At 37.4% G+C, this 17255-nt stretch carries 13 protein-coding genes; all 13 read left to right on the top strand.

The annotated features are described in order from the left end of the window. Positions 1–256: 256 nt before the first annotated feature. The 13 genes from KGF86_RS13155 to gatC all read left to right on the top strand — a co-directional run bounded on the left by KGF86_RS13155 (position 257) and on the right by gatC (position 17247). A complete protein-coding gene (locus KGF86_RS13155; protein WP_211742149.1) occupies positions 257–1990 on the top strand; it encodes an adenine deaminase C-terminal domain-containing protein in 1734 nt (577 codons plus the stop codon). Positions 1991–2049: 59 nt separating this feature from the next. After that, positions 2050–3120: a DUF3048 domain-containing protein gene (locus tag KGF86_RS13150; protein ID WP_211742148.1), complete on the top strand. Its 1071-nt coding sequence runs from the start codon at positions 2050–2052 to the stop codon at positions 3118–3120. Positions 3121–3131: 11 nt separating this feature from the next. Next, positions 3132–3428 (top strand): YerC/YecD family TrpR-related protein, encoded by a 297-nt coding sequence (locus KGF86_RS13145; RefSeq protein WP_186869012.1) that lies wholly within the window; start codon positions 3132–3134, stop codon positions 3426–3428. 203 nt (positions 3429–3631) lie between these two features. After that, positions 3632–4828 carry a class I SAM-dependent rRNA methyltransferase gene (locus tag KGF86_RS13140; RefSeq protein WP_211742147.1) on the top strand — a complete coding sequence of 399 codons (1197 nt, stop codon included), beginning with the start codon at positions 3632–3634 and terminating at the stop codon, positions 4826–4828. Positions 4829–5099: 271 nt separating this feature from the next. Next, positions 5100–5777, top strand: a complete 678-nt coding sequence (pcrB, locus tag KGF86_RS13135; RefSeq protein WP_186869110.1) for a heptaprenylglyceryl phosphate synthase — start codon at positions 5100–5102, stop codon at positions 5775–5777. Positions 5778–5882: 105 nt separating this feature from the next. Then, entirely contained in the window at positions 5883–8171 is a 2289-nt protein-coding gene (gene pcrA, locus KGF86_RS13130; protein ID WP_186869010.1) for a DNA helicase PcrA, read from the top strand. A gap of 16 nt (positions 8172–8187) precedes the next feature. Then, a complete protein-coding gene (gene ligA / locus KGF86_RS13125; protein ID WP_186869009.1) occupies positions 8188–10197 on the top strand; it encodes an NAD-dependent DNA ligase LigA in 2010 nt (669 codons plus the stop codon). A gap of 13 nt (positions 10198–10210) precedes the next feature. Then, positions 10211–11329 (top strand): CamS family sex pheromone protein, encoded by a 1119-nt coding sequence (locus KGF86_RS13120; protein ID WP_186869008.1) that lies wholly within the window; start codon positions 10211–10213, stop codon positions 11327–11329. Between the two features lie 151 nt (positions 11330–11480). Next, a complete protein-coding gene (gene pruA / locus KGF86_RS13115) occupies positions 11481–13028 on the top strand; it encodes an L-glutamate gamma-semialdehyde dehydrogenase (RefSeq protein WP_211742146.1) in 1548 nt (515 codons plus the stop codon). A gap of 293 nt (positions 13029–13321) precedes the next feature. After that, positions 13322–14590 (top strand): helix-turn-helix domain-containing protein, encoded by a 1269-nt coding sequence (locus tag KGF86_RS13110; RefSeq protein WP_211742145.1) that lies wholly within the window; start codon positions 13322–13324, stop codon positions 14588–14590. A gap of 17 nt (positions 14591–14607) precedes the next feature. Next, the gene (locus KGF86_RS13105) at positions 14608–14751 is read left to right on the top strand and encodes a hypothetical protein (RefSeq protein ID WP_211742144.1); all 144 of its coding nucleotides are present in this window, start codon (positions 14608–14610) and stop codon (positions 14749–14751) included. A gap of 432 nt (positions 14752–15183) precedes the next feature. Next, entirely contained in the window at positions 15184–16698 is a 1515-nt protein-coding gene (putP, locus tag KGF86_RS13100; RefSeq protein ID WP_211742143.1) for a sodium/proline symporter PutP, read from the top strand. A 258-nt stretch (positions 16699–16956) separates the two neighbouring features. Next, the gene (gene gatC, locus KGF86_RS13095) at positions 16957–17247 is read left to right on the top strand and encodes an Asp-tRNA(Asn)/Glu-tRNA(Gln) amidotransferase subunit GatC (RefSeq protein ID WP_186869003.1); all 291 of its coding nucleotides are present in this window, start codon (positions 16957–16959) and stop codon (positions 17245–17247) included. Positions 17248–17255: the final 8 nt, after the last annotated feature.

The following is a 17255-nucleotide window of genomic DNA, read 5'->3' as shown; positions in this document are numbered from 1 at the left end:
ATTAAAACTATAGTTTTATTGAACAATAGAACGACTCAATTGATAAACTAGTCCGCTAATCCCTCCCAAATAAACAATAGAACAATCCCAATAAACCCCCAAAAGTCCAAGGCCCCTCTATTCAATCAATAAACCAATCCACCTCCCCCCATTTCCAATTTGTCACAAAATTTTCACTGTAATTCACAAGAACTTTACAGTAATAAAGCGTGAATTGTGATACAATTGGAAAAAGAATAAATTTGGAGAGTTGCCTATGTTAGAGAATGGACATTGGAGAAATTTTGAACTTCGTAAGCATGTGAAAGTAGTAGAAGGTAAGATAGCACCAACACTAGTACTAAAGAATGCTACTTATTTAAATATGTTCTTAAATCAATGGTTAACAGCGAACATTTGGATCTATAATGAACGAATTATTTATGTCGGGGATAAGCTTCCTGAACAGGCAACAGAAGTTGTGGACTGTAAAGGGAAATATGTAGTGCCTGGTTATATGGAACCACATGCTCATCCGTTTCAATTATATAATCCTGAAGTATTAGCGAAACATGCTGCAAAATTTGGAACAACTACATTAGTTAATGATAATTTATCATGGCTTTTTTTGTTAGAAAAAAAGAAAGCGTTTTCTATCCTGCGCGAGTTTGATAAGCTACCAGTTTCTATGTATTGGTGGAGTAGATTTGATCCCCAAACAGCTATGTTAGAAGAAGACCAACTATTCAATACTGAAGATATGCTAGATTGGTTGAATCACCCATCGGTCCTACAGGGCGGGGAACTGACTGGGTGGCCAAGTCTGTTAAATGGTGATGATCGATTATTATATTGGATTCAAGAAATGAAGCGCAAAGGAAAGCGTGTGGAGGGACATCTTCCAGGCGCGTCCGAGAACACGTTAACTAAGATGAAGCTTCTTGGCATTTCGGCAGATCATGAATCTATTTCTGGTGAGGATGTAATAAACCGCCTTAAGCTTGGCTATCAGGTGGGTTTACGTTATTCTTCAATTCGACCAGATCTTCCGCAACTTTTAGAGGAAATAATCGATGCGGGATTAACGAGCTTCGAACAGTTAACGATGACAACAGATGGGGCAACGCCAGGCTTCTATGAGAATGGATTAATGAATGTTTGTATTGAAATTGCTATTCAACAGGGGGTGCCTATTGAAGATGCTTATCGAATGGCATCCTTCAATGTGGCGAAGCACTTCCATTTGGAAGAGCAGTTAGGATGTATAGCGCCGGGGCGAATTGCTAATATTAATATATTACAAGCAAAGGATATTCCACACCCAGAGAGTGTATTAGCGAAGGGGAAATGGATTGTTAGGGAAAATGTAGAGCAAGAATTACCTTCCTATATTAATTGGGAGAAATATAAAATAAAACCACTTCAGTTTGAGTGGGATATGGACTTACGGGACTTACAGTTTTCGATACCAATCGGACTAGATATGATTAATGATGTTATCATCAAACCATACCCTATTCAAACTGATATTACGGTAAATGAATTACCAGAATATCGTGATGATGCTTTCTTATTGTTACTGGATAAGAAAGGACAGTGGCGAGTCAATACTACGATACGGGGTTTTACGAAGAGCCTAGGAGGATTGGTTAGTTCATTTTCTCAAACAGGAGATTTAATTTTTATTGGAAAAAATAAACAGGATATGTTACTTGCATGGAAACGGCTAAAGGAATTAGGTGGCGGGATTGTTCTTGTGCAAGAAGGCGAAGTAGTAGCAGAGCTTCCTTTATTGTTAGGAGGGAGGATGTTTGCTGGTAGCATGGATGATTTAATCGAAAAGGAGAAGGAGTTAAAAGCTAAACTTCTTGAATTCGGATATCAATTTCATGATCCGATATACAGTATTCTATTTTTATCCTCTACTCATTTGCCATACATTCGTATTACCCAAGAAGGGATTATGGATATTAAGAAACGTGAAGTACTCTTCCCAGCGACCATGCGATAGCATATAATGGTACTAAGTACTATTATAGGTAGAACAGACTATATAAAGGTGTTGGGAATATGAGGAAGATATTTTTACTAGTACTTTTTAGTATTAGTATTCTATTAGTGGCATGTAATGATGATTCAGATAAACCTCAGACAGAAGAACAGCCAGAGGAGAATACAGAAGTGTCTGTAACCGAACCAGGAGAACCCGAGGGACATTATGCCAATAAGTATCCATTAACAGGGATTGCGACTAATGACAGTGTGGATCATCGTATAGTGGGTATTATGGTGAATAATCATACGAAGGCCCGTCCGCAATCAGGGCTTTCACAGGCGGATATTGTCTTTGAGATTCTTGCTGAGGGCATGATTACACGATTTCTAGCGCTATTCCATAGTGAACAGCCAGAAGTGGTTGGTCCCGTACGAAGTGCACGTGAATATTATTTCGACCTTGCAAATCGGTATGGTGCATTATATATTTATCATGGTGCGGCAGAATTTGTAAATGATATGCTAGATAATCGTGGTATCGATCATCTTGATGGAGCAAATTATGATAATGATGGTAAATTATTTAAGAGGGAATCATTCCGTGAAGCACCACATAATTCATATTTGTTATTTGATAATGTGTATCAAGTAGCAGCTGATAATGGTTTTGCGGTAACTGCCGAGAACGAATCCTTGCCATTTTTAACCGAAGAAGAGGTAGATTTAATACATGGAGAAGCTGCTCATGAGGTAGAAATCGTCTACTCTAATAATCCGATGGAAATCGTGGAGTACAAATACGATGCGACGACCGAGAAATACACTCGCTTTAATGATAGAGAGATGACAGTAGAGTTAAACACGAATGAGCCAATACAAGTGGATAATGTATTTATTGTGGAAACGCATCATGAAGTAATAGATGATGCAGGACGCAGGGATATTGATTTCTATTCAGGTGGAGATGCTTATCTCATTCAAAAAGGAAAAGTCCAACAGCTTAAATGGGAAAATCGAAATGGAAAGATAGTGCCAGTTAAAGATGGCGAAGTGGTGGGCTTTGTACCAGGTAAAACATGGATTAATGTAGTTCCTACTAGCCCAGGTATGGAGGGTTCCGTTACGATACTTTCGAGTAGGGAATAGGGGGTAACAATATGCAAATTGATAAATTACGTGGGGAAGCTCTCGATAATTTATTTGACGCAATTTTATCATTGAAGAATCGAGAAGAATGTTATCAATTCTTTGATGATATTGCAACGATGGGAGAGATTCAATCCCTAGCTCAACGACTCCAGGTTGCCAAAATGCTTACCGAGGGTTATACGTACAAAGCGATTGAAAAAGAAACAAAAGCATCAACAGCCACCATCTCAAGAGTAAGACGATGTATTGATTATGGTAGTGATGGCTATAAGCTGGTGCTAGAACGGACGATGGAAAAAGAATAAGCAGAAAGAATGTACTAGTCTGTATTCTAAAAACGAATGCAGACTTTTTCACTTTTGTTAGGATAACCTTGCTAATAATATGGTTGAATAGGAAAATACTAAAGCAAAAGCGTGTTTTCTACTAGATTTAGCGAGATCATACGTGAGGTATGATACAATCATTAAATCTAAAGAAAAAATACATACAGATTGGATTGGAATAAATGGCAGCTACAGTTCATTTAAAGATAAAGCCTAAATTCATAAAGAAGTATCGGAGCGGATTTCCGCTTATAGTATCAGAAGCAATTAGCAATCTAAAGGATTTAAAAGAGGAAGGCACCATCGTCAAATTGGTCGACGATAACAATCGATTTATTGCTAAAGGCTATTATGGAAAACAGAACAAAGGATATGGCTGGATTCTAAGTAAACAAGAGCATGAGAAATTTGATATGCATTTCTTTAAAAACAAAATAACCTCAGCAATTTATAAAAGAAAAAACCTATTTTCCGATGAAGATACTACGGCTTTTCGAGTTTTTAATGGAGAAGGCGATGGTGTAGGTGGAATTACGATTGATTATTTTAACGGGTACTATTTAATTAATTGGTATAGCAAAGGTATCTACCAATTCCGGAATGCTATTATCGAAGCATTAAAAGACGCTGTTGACTATACGGGAATTTATCAGAAAAAACGGTTTGATGCTAAAGGGCAATACATGGAAGATGATGATTTTGTTACTGGTGAGCGTGGAGAGTTCCCGATCATCGTAAAAGAAAACGGTGTTAACTTTGCAGTTTATCTCAATGAAGGTGCAATGGTAGGTGTATTTTTAGATCAACGTGAGGTGAGGAAAACAATCCGCGATAAATATGCCAATGGAACGAATATGTTAAATACATTCTCTTATACAGGGGCATTTTCTGTGTTTGCCGCATTAGGAGGAGCTACTAAAACGACAAGTGTTGACTTAGCCAACCGTAGTAAGCCAAAAACGATAGAGCAATTCAGCTTAAATGGAATTGATTATGAAGCGCAGGATATTATCGTCGAGGATGTATTTCAGTATTTTAAATATGCTGCTAGGAAGCAATTATTGTTTGATTTAGTAGTTTTAGACCCACCAAGCTTTGCTAGGTCTAAAAAGAATGTGTTTAGTGCAGATAAGCATTATAAAGACTTACTGAAAGAAGCAATCGCGATAACAGAAGATAATGGGGTCATCGTTGCCTCTACGAATAGTAGTGCATTTGGTATGAATAAGTTCAAAGGGTTTATCCAAAAAGCCTTTCAAGAAACTGGTTTTCGCTATAAAATAGTGGAGGAATTTTCACTACCAGAAGATTTCCGTACTATAAAAGAATATCCAGAAGGTAATTATTTGAAGGTAGTGTTTGTGAAGAAGATCAAGTAGGAAAAACCTTCTAAGTTAGCGTCATGTTAAACTTAGAGGGTTTTTCTTTTGCGGAGATGGGATTGTACATCATCTGAAACGCTACATCTTTGTCCATTTATTACACCAAAAAAACTTATCAAATCATTCAGGTGATAGTCTTTTTTTTTGCTATAATAAACTAATGGAAAGATAGGGATAAACGATATGATTATTATCTTATGATTAAGCTGCTACAAGGCGTGATAGATAAAGTTTTTAATAATGGAGGATTAGACCTTTGTATACCAATATGAAAGAATGGAAGCATGTATTTAAGCTAGACCCTGCGAAGGAAATTGATGATGAGGATTTAGAGCTCATTTGCGAATCTGGTACAGACGCAATTATTGTAGGAGGAACAGATAATGTAACCCTTGATGGGGTGTTGGATTTATTATCCAGTATACGCCGGTACACGGTTCCTGTTATCTTAGAAATCTCGACGATGGAGGCTATTACTCCAGGATTTGATTATTACTATATTCCAATGGTTATGAATAGTACCGAGAAAAAATGGATGATGGATATTCAGCACGAAGCCATTAAAGAATATAAAGATATCATGAATTGGAATGAGATCTTTGTAGAAGGATACTGCATCTTAAATGAAGAGGCAAAAGCTTTCCAACATGCAAGCTGTAAGTTACCGAGTGATGAAGATGTGGTAGCGTACGCATATATGGCGGAGAATGTGTTTCATCTTCCAATATTCTATATAGAATATAGTGGAAAATACGGAAATCCAGAATTATTGCAGAAGGTACGTGGAGAGTTAACGAATACACTACTTTTCTATGGAGGCGGAATAGAAAAGCCAGAACAAGCAAGAGAAATGAAGAATCATGCAGATGTAATTGTTGTTGGCAATAGCATCTACACAAATTTGAAGGAAGCTTTAAAAACAGTTCATGCAGTAAAAAGTAACTAATTAGGACTATCTATTGAATTTTTGGAAGTATACTAGCCATGGTGGTTAGAAGGAAAAGGGATAGGACGTTAATTTGCCAAAGATTTTGAAGGAAGGTGTTTTAACATGAGTCGTGCAATCGATGACTTAATCAAAGGTTTAAACAAACAGCAACAAGAAGCTGTAAGACATACAGAAGGACCATTATTAATTATGGCCGGTGCTGGTAGTGGAAAGACTCGTGTGCTAACACACCGAATAGCATATTTAATGGAAGAAAAAGGTGTTTCACCACGTAACATTCTGGCCATTACATTCACGAATAAGGCTGCCCGTGAAATGAAAGACCGTGTTAGTAAACTAGTAGGACCAGAGGCAATCGATATGTGGGTGTCGACTTTCCACTCGATGTGTGTACGAATTTTACGACGAGATATTGATCGGATTGGCTTTAATCGTAATTTTACAATATTAGATAGTAGTGACCAGTTATCTGTCATCAAACAAGTATTAAAAGAATTGAACATAGATACGAAGCAGTTTGAACCACGTGCTATGCAAGGACAAATTAGTAGTGCGAAGAATGAACTGATTACGGCAGAAGAGTTCTCGAATAAAGCAAGTAATTTCTATGATAGACAGGTTGCTCGAGTATATGAAGGTTATGAGAAAGTACTACGTAAAAACCAGTCACTAGATTTTGATGATTTAATTATGCAGACGATTCATTTGTTCAAGCGTGTACCAGAAGTATTGGAATATTATCAGCGGAGATTTCAATACATTCACGTGGATGAGTACCAAGATACGAACCATGCGCAATATACACTTGTCAAACAACTAGCCAATCGATTCCAAAATATATGTGTGGTTGGGGATTCTGATCAGTCTATATATCGTTGGCGTGGTGCGGATATTTCGAATATCCTTTCCTTTGAAAAGGACTACCCACTAGCAAAAACTGTATTCCTCGAGCAAAATTATCGTTCTACAAAATCAATTCTAGAAGCAGCAAATAAAGTCATAGCAAACAATCCAGGACGTAAGCCTAAAAATCTTTGGACAGAAAATCCTGATGGTCAGAAAATCAATTATTATCAAGGTGCCACTGAACAGGATGAAGCTTTATTTGTTACAGACAAAATACGTGAGTTAGTTCGTGAAGAGGGCTACTCACCAAATGATATTGCGATTCTTTACCGTACCAATGCGCAATCTCGTGCGGTTGAGGATACCTTAATGAAGTCTGGCGTATCGTACCAGATGGTTGGTGGCATGCGATTCTATGACCGTAAAGAGATTAAAGATATGATCGCTTATCTAAGGTTAATTACTAACCCAGATGATGATCTCAGTTTTGAACGTGTCGTAAATGAGCCGAAGCGTGGAATTGGGAAAACATCTATCGACCGGTTACGAGCATATGCTGCAGAAAATGGCATGTCCTTCTATCAAGCGGTGGAAGTGGTTGATTTTACCGGTGTGACCAAAAAGGCTGCACAGGCACTAGCAGAGTTCGGAACTCTTATTAAAAACTTAAATCAACAACAAGAATTCTTAACAGCAACCGATATGGTACAGCAAGTGTTAGAACGATCTGGTTATGAAGAAATGCTGAAAAATGAACGTTCCATTGAATCCCAGAGCCGACTGGAGAACTTAGAGGAATTTATGACGGTTACAAAGGACTTTGAGGAGGCAAGTGAGGATAAGACATTAATAGCCTTCTTAACCGATTTAGCGTTAATTGCTGATATTGACCGGGTGGATGAGGAAGACCCTGATAACGAGGAAAAAGTAACCTTAATGACGCTTCATGCTGCTAAAGGACTAGAGTTTCCAGTAGTATTCTTAATCGGGATGGAAGAGAATGTGTTTCCACATAGTCGTGCGATGTTCGACAATGAAGAAATGGAAGAAGAGCGCAGGCTTGCCTATGTAGGAATTACACGAGCAGAGAAGCAATTGTTCTTAACCAATGCTAAAATGCGTACACTTTATGGCCGTACGAATATGAACCCGGTAAGCCGATTTATCAATGAAATTCCAGAAGAGCTAATTGACGGATTAGAGCAGATGAAGCAATCTATGTTTGGTTCTAGCTCATTTGGTAATGATTTTAATAAGCAGGAAAGATCGCCATTTGGTAATCCGTCTAGAACGAGACCGACACCTGGCCAACCGTTAGGACAAGCGCAACCGAAGCGTAAGGCAGAACGGATTCAATCCACCACCGGTGCTGAATCGGAAACTTGGAAGCCCGGGGATAAGGCATCACATAAGAAGTGGGGCGTTGGTACCGTTGTAAAGGTTCAAGGTGAAGGGGATAAGATGGAACTGGATGTTGCCTTCCCAGCACCGACAGGTATTAAACGATTACTAGCTAAATTTGCACCAATTACGAAAGAACAATAGGGAGGTGCTTGTGGAAATGGATAAGGCCACGGCACAGGAAAAAATAGAGTCCTTAAAAAATTTATTAAATCAATATGCACATGAATATTATGTGTTAGATAATCCCTCTATTTCGGATTCAGAATATGACAAAATGTTAACTGAACTTCAAGCGCTAGAAGCGGAATTTCCGGAATTCATAACAAGTGACTCTCCTACCCAACGAGTTGGAGGAGAACCATTAGAAGGATTTCAAAAGGTACAGCATACTATACCTATGCTTAGTCTTGGTAATGCATTTAACGAGCAAGATCTTCGTGATTTTGCTCGTCGTGCAAGCCAAGGAACCGATAAACCAATTTCCTTTGTTTGTGAGCTTAAAATAGATGGACTTGCTATTTCACTTACATATGAAGATGGTAAGTTTGTCCGAGGAGCAACCCGAGGAGATGGGACAACAGGGGAGGAAATTACAACGAATCTCCGAACGATCAAAAGTATTCCACTTTCAATAAAGGAAAAACAAAAAATTGAAGTTCGCGGAGAGGCATATATGCCACACAAATCATTTCTAGCTCTCAATAAACAACGGGAGGAAGATGGATTAGAATTATTTGCTAATCCGAGAAATGCAGCTGCAGGTTCGTTAAGACAACTAGACCCGAAAATTGCTGCATCCCGTAATTTAGATGTGTTTTTATATGGGATTGGCGAGTGGGAAGCAGACCAGGTCTCCTCTCACAGTGAACGTCTAAAGCAGCTAAAAGAGCTTGGATTCCGAACCAATCCGGAATGGAAGAAATGCGACACGATCGAAGAAGTGTTAGCCTATGTAGAGTATTGGACAGCAGAACGCCCTAATCTACCATATGAAATTGATGGGATAGTTATCAAGGTGGATGATTTACAAATCCAGGAAGAGCTTGGTTTTACAGTCAAAAGTCCACGTTGGGCTATCGCTTATAAATTTCCAGCAGAAGAGGTTGTCACTCGACTAAAAGATATTGAATTAAGTGTAGGTCGTACTGGTGTGGTAACACCGACAGCGATATTAGACCCAGTAAGAGTGGCAGGTACAACGGTTCAACGTGCCTCCTTACATAATGAGGACTTAATTCGAGCTAAAGATATCCGAATCGGTGACACAGTAGTAATCAAGAAGGCAGGGGACATTATTCCTGAAGTTGTTCGTGTTCTACCTGAACAACGTACTGGAAGTGAACAACCATTTTATATGCCAGAGAAATGTCCTGCATGTGGTAGTGAATTAGTACGACTAGAAGAAGAGGTTGCCTTACGCTGTATCAACCCTAATTGCCCTGCACAGCTTCAAGAAGGTCTGATTCATTTCGTATCAAGAAATGCCATGAACATTGATGGTCTAGGTGAAAAAGTCATTAATCAATTATTCCGTGAAGGATTAATTCATACAATTGCTGACCTTTATCGTCTAGAGCGGGAAGAATTGCTTAAGCTTGAACGGATGGGTGAAAAATCTGTTGATAATCTATTGAGCGCTATTGAAGCCTCCAAAGCCAATTCCCTAGAGCGGTTACTATTTGGACTAGGAATTCGCTTTATCGGAGCTAAGGCAGCGAAAACGTTAGCAACAGAATTTGAAACGATGGATAAATTACAGCAAGCGACATATGAGGAATTAATCGCTGTAGATGAAATTGGCGATAAGATGGCTGACTCCATAGTGCAATACTTTGCTGAAGAAAAAGTAACTGCTTTAATTAATGAATTAAAAGAGCTTCAAATAAATATGGAATATAAAGGGCCGAAGCGAGTTGAAGTAAGTCTCGATTCAAATCCATTTGCTGGTAAAACGTTTGTATTAACTGGAAAAATGGAGCAAATGTCACGGCCAGAAGCGAAAGAGCGTATTGAAGCCTTGGGTGGTAAGGTGACTGGAAGTGTTAGTAAAAAAACAGATGTCGTAGTCGCTGGAGAAGACGCTGGTTCGAAGTATGATAAAGCAGTTGAACTTGAGATTACGATTTGGAATGAGGAAGAATTTATTGATAGGCTAGAAGGCGAATAAGGAGGGATGCACCTTGAAAAAAATAAGTATATTCCTATTAAGCATACTTGTTCTACTAACAAGTTGTGTACCAGGGTTAAATAATAAGGACGATGAATTGTTACAAACGGAAGAACAACCAACGGGACAGCCTTCTATTGTACCAACCTATAAGCTTTCGGATGAAGAGTATAGCGTAGTTTTACCGTACAGAACGAGTAAAGCGAGAGGGGTTACTACACACCAAATGGCGGATAACCGTCTTGATATCGATGAATTGGAACAAGGGCTAATGAGGCATTCGAAGGAATATTTTGATCCGAGTCAATATTATTTTGAAGAAGGTCAATATTTGGATAGTACAACCGTATATGAGTGGATTGATGAATTGAATCCAAAAGTTAAAACGAATGCAGAAGTGGACGATTATCGAGAAAACCCGAGATATTTGACGCATATCCTAGAGCAAAACTTTTTAAAGAGAAATGAAGATAAAACAGTGGAATTGGTAGGGATGTCGATTGGTTTAGCGATGAAATCCCAGTACCGCTTTCAAACGGAAATAGGCGGACCATATTATTATGAACCGATTACAGAGAAAGAAATGCTAGCAGAGGGTGAAAAGTTCGCTCAAACAATTTTAGAACGGATTAGAGAGATTGACGGCCTACAAAATGTACCAATTATGTTTGCCATCTATAGGGAAGAGAAACAGGGTTCAGCAGTACCAGGGAACTTTGTTGCGAAAACGTATGTTAAAGAAGGCGATAGGAAGATTAATGATTGGGGAATGATTGATGAAGAATATATTTTATTCCCATCAAGTGAAGCAGAAGAAAAGTATTTTGATGATGCCCAAATTGTGAATTCATTTGGTAAAGATATAGCAGACTTTTTCCCGAATTATGTTGGATACATCGGTGAAGGATTTTATGTCAATGGACAATTGCAGAAGTTAACTATTGAAGTGCCAATTGAATTCAATGGGAAGGCAGAGATAGTTGGATTTGCGCAATATACGTATGGATTGGTTAAGGATGAGTTTCCAAACAACTATGATATCGAAATTAAAATAACCTCAAGTGATCGGTTAGAGGGCTATATTTATCGTGAAGCTGGAGAACAAAATCCAATTGTTCATATGTTCAATTAGTAAGATGTTTGAAGCAAAGCTGATATTACGTTAGAATAAGGGGTGGATATATTCCACTCCGTTTTCTGCGATATATTGTATATTAGACTCCTGAGATAGATTAATAAAACGGTAGGAATAAATTGGATTACAATATGGGAGGTTTTAATTTATGGTAGTACCTTACAAGCATGAGCCATTTTTGGACTTTACAGTTGAAGAGAATAAGCAACAAATGCTAGATGCAATCGCAAAGGTTGAAGCTGACCTAGGGAAAGAATATCCACTCATTATTGGTGGAGAGCGCATCTTTACAGAAGATAAGATTGTGTCCGTGAATCCGTCTAATAAAGAGGAAGTAATCGGGTATGTATCAAAAGCTAATAAAGAACTAGCAGAAAAAGCAATGAAAGTTGCTGATGAAAGATTCCAAAATTACTGGAGAATTTCTGATCCTAAGTTCCGTGCAGATATCTTGTTCCGTGCAGCTGCCATTGTACGTCGTCGCAAGCATGAATTCAATGCGCATCTTGTAAAAGAAGCTGGTAAGCCTTGGAAGGAAGCAGATGGTGAAACTGCAGAAGCCATCGACTTTTTAGAGTTTTATGGTCGTCAAATGCTTAAACTAAAAGATGGTATGCCAGTAAATAGCCGTCCTATCGAGCATAACCGTTTTGATTACATTCCATTGGGAGTAGGATTAGTTATTTCTCCTTGGAATTTCTCATTTGCAATTATGGCAGGAACTGCAGTTGCTGCAATGGTAACTGGTAATACAGTTTTATTAAAGCCAGCAAGTGTAACACCAGTTGTTGCTTATAAATTTATGGAAGTACTTGAAGAAGCTGGTATGCCAGCAGGTATTATTAACTACATTCCTGGTCCTGGTAGTGAAGTTGGGGATTACTTAGTTAATCACCCACGTACACGCTTTATTAGTTTCACAGGTTCACGTGAAGTTGGACTAAATATTTTTGAAAACGCAGCGAAAATTCAACCAGGTCAAATTTGGTTAAAACGTACTATCCTAGAAATGGGTGGTAAAGATACGATTGTGGTAGATAAAGAAGCTGATCTTGAACTAGCAGCTCAATCTATTGTACAATCTGCATTCGGCTTCTCAGGACAAAAATGTTCTGCATGCTCTCGTGCAGTCATTCATGAGGATGTATATGATCAAGTCAAAGATCGTATTGTTGAATTAACGAAAGAATTAACTGTTGGTGATCCAACTGAAAATCTATACATGGGACCAGTTATTGACCAAGGTTCTTACGATAAGATTATGAAATACATTGAAATCGGTAAGGAAGAAGGTAACTTACTAGTTGGTGGTACTGGTGATGATTCTAAAGGCTGGTTTATTAACCCAACTGTAATTGCTGATCTTGATCCAAAAGCTCGTATCATGCAAGAAGAAATCTTTGGACCAGTTGTTGGTCTAACAAAAGCAAAAGATTTCACAGAAGCAATCGAGATTGCTAATAATACAGAATTTGGACTAACGGGTGCCGTAATCACGAATAATCGTGAGCATCTAGAACAAGCACGCAGAGACTTCCATGTTGGAAACTTATACTTCAACCGTGGATGTACTGCTGCAATCGTTGGTTACCAACCATTCGGTGGATTTAATATGTCAGGTACAGATTCAAAAGCAGGTGGACCAGACTATCTAATCCAACATATGCAAGGTAAAACAACTTCTGAAATGTTATAATCATGAAGCCTCTTTCCATTAGTCGAAAGAGGCTTTTTTTACAGACCTATGAAAATTAGGAAAAAACTATACATGCAAAGATAACTTTATGACAAGAAACGACAAAATTCATCAAAACGAATTGGATTTTTTCATCATAACTTTCCTACTTTCCTCATTTTAGGAAAGTAGGAAAGTTTTTTGGGCTTTATTAGTACTTTTTACCCCCAACTTTCCCAATATGAAAATTCAAAAAATATGCTATTATATAATTAACAAATAGAAATAGAGGCAAATGGTAGGAGGAAATTAACGTGGAAATCGGCTCCTTTATCAAATTACAGCGAGTGAAGCAAGGTATGACTCAAGAAGAACTAGCAGAAGGAATTGTTTCTATGTCCTATTTGTCTAAGATAGAAAATCTTCGTGCAGAGGCAAGTCCAGAAGTGGTGAGTATGCTATGTACTAGACTTGGTATTGAGCTTGACAGCGAGAAAAATATAACTGTTAAGGAAAAATGTGAACAGTGGTTTAATTTACTTTTCGAGGTTAATGATAAAAAGGAAATAATTGAAAAGTATAATGAGTTAAATGAATTAATGACCATGATTCGTTCCGATAGTTATATGTTGTTTGAAATACATAAAATTAGATACTTTCTAGTACTAGGTGAAATTGATAATGCATTAAAGCAAATTAATAGTTTAAATGAAGTTTCAAGTACTTTTGATAGTTTATGTCAATATTACTGGTATAAGTTTAGAGGGAATTACAATTCTGTAATCGGTGAATACAACCAAGCAATGAGGATGTATAAAATTGCGGAAGAGAAGCTTAAGCATATTCATATTTCCGAAGAGGAAATTGCTGATCTTCATTATGCTGTATCGATTACACATAGTAAATTGCTAAACGCACTTGAAGCTATAGAATATTCTAATAAGGCAATAGATGTTTTTCAAAAGGCTTATAATTTTATTCGTTGTGCACAGTGTCATATTGTCTTAGGAATTTCATATAGAAGAATTAAAATGTATGAAAAAGCAATTAAACACTATAATCTAGCAAGGCACCTAGGCGAACTTAATAAAAGTAAGCAAGTTATACAATTAACTAACCAAAATCTAGGCTATCTTTATGCTACTATTGGTGATTCAAAAGAAGCTATAAAGTGCTTTAATGAAGTAGTCAACAACGAAGAAATCCATCTCAACGAAAGGCTAATTGGAATAACAAATCTAGTAAAGGAATATTATAAAATTCATAAACATGATTTAGCAAAACAAGCTATTGAACAGTCAAAAGTGTTATTAAAAGAACTTCCGAAAAATCATGTTAATTATAAATTTTATGATTATATAATTCTTACGTATCAATATGTTATTGATGAGAGGTCTGATGAATTTATTTCGTTAGTAACAGAGGACTTTATTCCTTTCCTACAAAAAAGAAAGGATTACCTAAATCTAATCTTGTTTTCAAATATGTTAGGTAAGCATTTTGAAAGCGTAGGAAGATATAAAGACTCTGTTAAATACTATAAACTAGCAAACCTCACATATGAGGGAGTAGTTAATTTATAAGAGAGGAGGGATGAAATATGAAAAAACTATTTGCTTCAATCGCACTAGGTACTCTTCTGATGGGAGGATTTTTCTTTATGCAGGACCAACAAACTGATTTAGCACATGGTGAATCAGAACCAAGTGTACTAAAACATTCAACTATTGTAACTAGCCTTTAATATCTATTAGTCAATTTACTTAAGCTTGTCAGTAATCTATGTTTTTTACCCTATTACTATATGATAGATTTGCCTGAAGTGGTGAAAGCTACCTCAGGTCTTTTTTTTGTGTTTACAAACTTTTTTCGCAGAAAACCGACAATTTTCTTATTGTAACATTATTTGGAATATTATACAAAAAAATTGATTCATTAATGGAATGTAAACATTTTATGTTATTATAAATGAAAGAGTTGAACCTATATTGGGATATAGAGATAGATATTAAATGATATATTACATATGTATTCCAATAAACTAGCATCCAAAAAGAAAGGGGTTACAAAAATGGAGATTGATGGATTAACTTGGTTCTGGTTGTTTGTACCTATGCCTTTACTTATTATATTTTCAACTATTTCACTCATTACGAACAAAAGGAGGAATTAATTGATGAATACAACAGTCTTATTGACGTTTATTTTTTATTTAATTGGGATGCTTGCTATCGGTATTGTCATGTACCGTAGAACAAATAATTTATCGGACTATGTGTTAGGTGGTCGTAAACTAGGACCTGCAGTTGCTGCCCTTAGTGCTGGAGCATCAGATATGAGTGGTTGGCTATTACTAGGACTACCAGGTGCAATTTATTTATATGGTTTAGGGGAAGCGTGGATTGCTGTCGGACTTGCAACTGGTGCTTACTTAAACTGGCAATTTGTTGCAAAACGTTTACGTGTATATACAGAGGTTTCCGAAAACTCTATTACGCTACCAGACTTCTTGGAACACCGTTTTAAAGATAATTCTCACCTCTTACGTGTTATCTCTGCGCTAGTTATCTTGCTATTCTTTACCTTTTATACATCATCTGGTATGGTTGCGGGTGCAACATTATTTGAAGCCTCATTTGGATTAGCCTATCAAGCAGCATTATGGATCGGAGCTCTTGTAGTGGTTTCCTATACTTTCTTAGGCGGATTTTTGGCTGTTGCTTGGACAGACTTTTTCCAAGGAGCACTTATGTTAGTAGCAATTATTGCCGTACCAATAGTAGCAATTAATAATATTGGTGGCTGGGATAAAGCGGTCGAAGCAGTAGGTGCAATAGATCCTGGACATTTAAGCATGATTACTGGTGTCGGAACCATGGCGATTATTTCCTCACTTGCTTGGGGATTAGGTTATTTTGGACAACCACATATTTTGGTTCGCTTCATGGCCCTTCGTTCTCCAAAGGATGTACCTAAAGCTAGATTTATCGGTACTACTTGGATGATTCTAGGTCTTTATGGTGCGATTTTCACAGGTTTTGTAGGATTAGCATTTATTAGTACACAAGACCCTGCATATTTAGGTGACTATGGGATTAAGGTTATTTCAGAGAATGGCGTTCAAATGCTAGACAATCATGAGGTAATCTTTATTGCCTTCTCTCAATTATTATTTAATCCAGTTATTTCTGGTATTCTATTAGCAGCAATCTTATCAGCTATTATGAGTACGATTGACTCACAATTACTAGTTTCTTCTTCAGCTGTGGCAGAGGATTTCTATAAAGCAATTCTTCGCAAGAAAGCTTCAGAAAAAGAACTTGTATGGGTAGGAAGAATCGCAACCGTAGTAATTGCCTTGGTAGCAACCATTATCGCTATTAACCCAGAGGCGTCAGTGCTTGATTTAGTTGGGTATGCATGGGCTGGCTTTGGTGCAGCATTTGGACCAACTATTATACTAGCATTGTTCTGGAAAGGAATTACTCGTTGGGGTGCATTAGTTGGGATTGTATTAGGTGCTGCTACGGTAGTAATATGGGGCAATATGAAAGGTGGAATTTTTGACCTATATGAAATCGTACCTGGTTTCGTTCTTAATTTATTGGCTGCTGTGATTATTAGTTTACTTAGCAAGCCAAGTCCTGAAATGGAAAAAGAATTTGATGAAGTACAAGCACAATTAAAGTAAAATAGAGTATATTCTAAAGCCACTCCTGTTATTTTAGGGAGTGGCTTCTCTAATATATCCCTGATATTTGCCTATACCTAATAAATTCTGCTATTATCAATAGTATTGTAGAAGTTTTTTTAGATATAAGGAAAAGTAAAGTGCGCCTGCTCCTGTGACGGTATAGATGCAGAAATCTGCTAGTCTTGGTGACCGAACTACAACATCCTGGATTAGATTATCTTTACTTTTAAAAAAATATATATGGAGGTGCGGAAAATGGCAGAAATCAATAAAGAGCAAGTAAAGCACGTAGCAAATTTAGCACGTCTTGAAATTTCAGAGCAAGAGGCAGAAATGTTTACGGAACAATTAAGTTCTATTATAAAGTTTGCTGAACAATTAAATGAAATAGATACAGATGGAATTGAGCCGACCACACACGTACTGGACTTGAAAAACGTGATGCGTAAGGACGAGCCTAGACAGTGGATTACAAGAGAAGATGCATTGAAGAATGCACCAGATCAACAGGATGGGCAGTTCCGTGTACCATCAATTTTAGAATAAGGAGGGAA

Origin of the sequence: Ornithinibacillus massiliensis (genome assembly GCF_018310345.1) — a bacterium.
Classification (GTDB): Bacteria; Bacillota; Bacilli; order Bacillales; family Amphibacillaceae; genus Ornithinibacillus; species Ornithinibacillus massiliensis.
This window is presented reverse-complemented; position numbering and strand designations above follow the sequence as displayed.